This window comes from Sphingomonas bacterium (assembly GCF_903643065.1).
GTDB lineage: Bacteria > Pseudomonadota > Alphaproteobacteria > Sphingomonadales > Sphingomonadaceae > Sphingomonas.
Genome location: NZ_CAHJWX010000467.1, coordinates 1 through 2597, shown reverse-complemented (window position 1 = coordinate 2597; position 2597 = coordinate 1). Strand labels below are relative to the sequence as shown.

General features: G+C 72.9%; 2 protein-coding genes and 1 pseudogene. All 3 read left to right on the top strand.

Translation table 11 applies throughout. From position 1 onward, the window contains the following. Window positions 1-1679: pseudogene (locus tag HUU95_RS13960) on the top strand (hypothetical protein); the annotation flags it as partial. Beyond that, window positions 1676-2221: a hypothetical protein gene (locus HUU95_RS13955; RefSeq protein ID WP_174280653.1), complete on the top strand. Its 546-nt coding sequence runs from the start codon at window positions 1676-1678 to the stop codon at window positions 2219-2221. The pseudogene HUU95_RS13960 and the gene HUU95_RS13955, both read left to right, overlap by 4 nt. Window positions 2222-2273: 52 nt before the next feature. After that, window positions 2274-2486 carry a hypothetical protein gene (locus HUU95_RS13950; protein ID WP_174280652.1) on the top strand — a complete coding sequence of 71 codons (213 nt, stop codon included), beginning with the start codon at window positions 2274-2276 and terminating at the stop codon, window positions 2484-2486. The last annotated feature ends 111 nt before the right edge of the window (window positions 2487-2597 follow it).

Below are 2597 nucleotides of genomic sequence, written 5' to 3'. Positions count from 1 at the left end.
CGCACGCCACCGTCGCCGGCGCCGACCTGAAGCTGCGCGTCGGCACCCGCACGGAGGTCCGCGCCGAGGCGGCGACGGGCGGGCATGACGGGCTGGGCCACGGCCGCGCCTATCTGGCCGAGATCGAGCATCACGGCGCCGCCGTCGACGTGATCGGCTATGCGCGCCAGCAGGATGTGCGCTTCGGCGTCGGCCAGCAGAATTTTGTGGAGGCGGGCACGCGCAAGCTCGGCATCGACGCCAAGCTGCGGATCACCGACCGGCTCAGCCTCGCCACCACCGCCTGGCGCCAGGAACAGCTCGACGGCCCCGGCACGCGCGTCGCGGGCGAGGCGCGGCTTGAATATCGCCGCGCGACGGGCACGCTCTATGTCGGCGGCCAGCTCGCCGACGATCAGGGGCTCGACGGGCGCGACCGCGATTCGCGGCTGCTGACGCTGGGCGCGACGCGGACGCTGCTGGACGGGCGGCTCGATCTGGGCGCGGAGGCGCAGCTGGCGCCCGGTGGCGCCAAGTCGAGCGTCGACTTTCCCGCCCGCCAGCGCCTCACCGCCGCCTATCGAGTCACGCCGGGCATCCGGCTGCTCGGCGGCTACGAGATCGCCGACGGGCAGGATTTCACCACGAACACCGCGCAGCTCGGCTTCGACCTGGCGCCCTGGACCGGCGCCAAGCTGTCCAGCACGCTGAACCAGCAGGCGATAGGCGAGAACGGCCAGCGCACCTTCGCGCAATACGGCCTCGCCCAATCGCTGCCGCTGGGGCAGCACTGGACGCTCGACGCGACGCTGGACGCCAGCGACACGATCCGCGGCCACGTCCCCACCCAGGCGATGGTCAACGCGTTCCAGCCCGCCGCGTCGGGCGGCTTCCTGGGGCAGGACCAGCGCGACGGCGACTATGCCGCCGTCACGCTCGGCGCCGCCTGGCGGCAGGCACGCTGGTCGTGGAACGGCCGGGTCGAATATCGCGACGCCACCGCCGCCGACCGCTTCGGCGTGACCAGCAATCTCCTGCGCACGCTGGGCGAAGGCGAGACGCTGGCATCGAGCCTGCGCCTGTACCAGACCCGCGCGGCCGGCGGCGCCACCAGCCGGTCGTTCGCCGCCGACCTGGCGCTGGCGCTGCGCCCGCTCGACAGCCGCTGGTCGCTGCTCGAACGTCTGGAATGGCGCCACGAGCGCGCGGACGCGGGCGTCGCCGGCGCCGACGTGCTCGACGCGACGCTGGCGACGGGCGTGGCGCAGCTGACGACGCGCGTCGTCAACAACCTGGCGCTCGACTATCGCACCGGCCCCGAGGGCTCGGGCCATGGGCTGGAAGCGACGCTCTATTACGGCGCCAAGCACATCGCGGGCAAGCTGACCGACGACCGCTATCAGGGCTTCATCGACGTGACCGGGTTCGAGCTGCGCCGCGACCTGGGCCACCGGGTCGACCTGGGCGTGCAGGTCTCGATCCAGCATGCCTGGACGGACCACGCCTGGTCGTGGAGCGGCGGGCCGTCGGCGGGCGTGTCGCCGGGGCGCAACCTGTGGCTGACCGCCGGCTACAACATCGCGGGCTATCGTGACCGCGACGCCGCCGCCGACCGCTACACGCGCGCCGGCCCGTACCTCACCTTGCGCCTCAAGCTCGACCAGCGCTCGCTGGGCGCCTTTGCGGGACATCGCCGATGACGAGATCCGCCCGCCGCGCGATGCTGGCGCTGGCGCTGGCGCTGGCGGCGTCACCCGCCGCCGCCGCCGACCTGTCGATCACCAAGACGAGCAGCGTCGTCGCCGACAACGTCAACGCGCTCAACCCCAAGGCGCTGCCCGGCGCCACCGTCGACTATGCGATCACCGTCACGGACCCGCTTCTGAACGGCGTCCTCCCGATCAAGGTGGTGGCGGCGGTGACGATCGTCGACGCCGTCCCCGCCAACACCAGCCTGCGGGTCGCCGACTATGGCGCGGCGGGCAGCGGCCCGGTCGAGTTCGCCGACGGCAGCCTGCTCGGCACCGGGCTGCTCGCGAGCGGGGTCGGCTACAGCTTCGCCAGCCTCGCCAGCATGGCCGATGGCGTCGACTTCTCCAGCGACGGCGTCACCTGGACGTACGTGCCCACGCCGGACGCGAACGGGTATGACGCCCGGGTCAAGGCCATCCGGGTGCGGCTGACCGGCACGCAAGTGGCCGGCACCGCCTTCCGGCTCCGCTTCCGCGTGAAGCTCACCTAGCGAGGGGATATCGATGCGCTTGCAGCCGAACCGGGGATGGACGGATCCGACCATGCACGGCCACGATCCCATCCCCTACGCGCGCGAACTGGCGCGCGGCGACGCGGCGGCGGCCGAGGCGATCATCGACGCGCTGGTGACGCGATCGATCGAGGGCTGGCGGCTGGCCGACGCGACGTTCTGGCAACGCGTGCGCTACCGGTCGCGGCTGTTCCGCGCGCACGCCCGGCGCGACGACGCGGCCGGACAGCGCGCGGCGAGCTGACTTGGCCGCTGGCGGCGGTCGCGCGGCGGACCTATCGTGCGCCTCGATCGGAGGACGCATGCAGCGACGGACATTCCTGCGGGACGCGACGGCCGTCACGCTCGCCACCAC

Excerpts from the sequence above, each read along its gene's own strand:
- HUU95_RS13955 (WP_174280653.1), top strand. The coding sequence starts at position 1,676 with ATGACGAGATCCGCCCGCCGCGCGATGCTGGCGCTGGCGCTGGCGCTG.
- HUU95_RS13950 (WP_174280652.1), top strand. The coding sequence starts at position 2,274 with ATGCACGGCCACGATCCCATCCCCTACGCGCGCGAACTGGCGCGCGGC.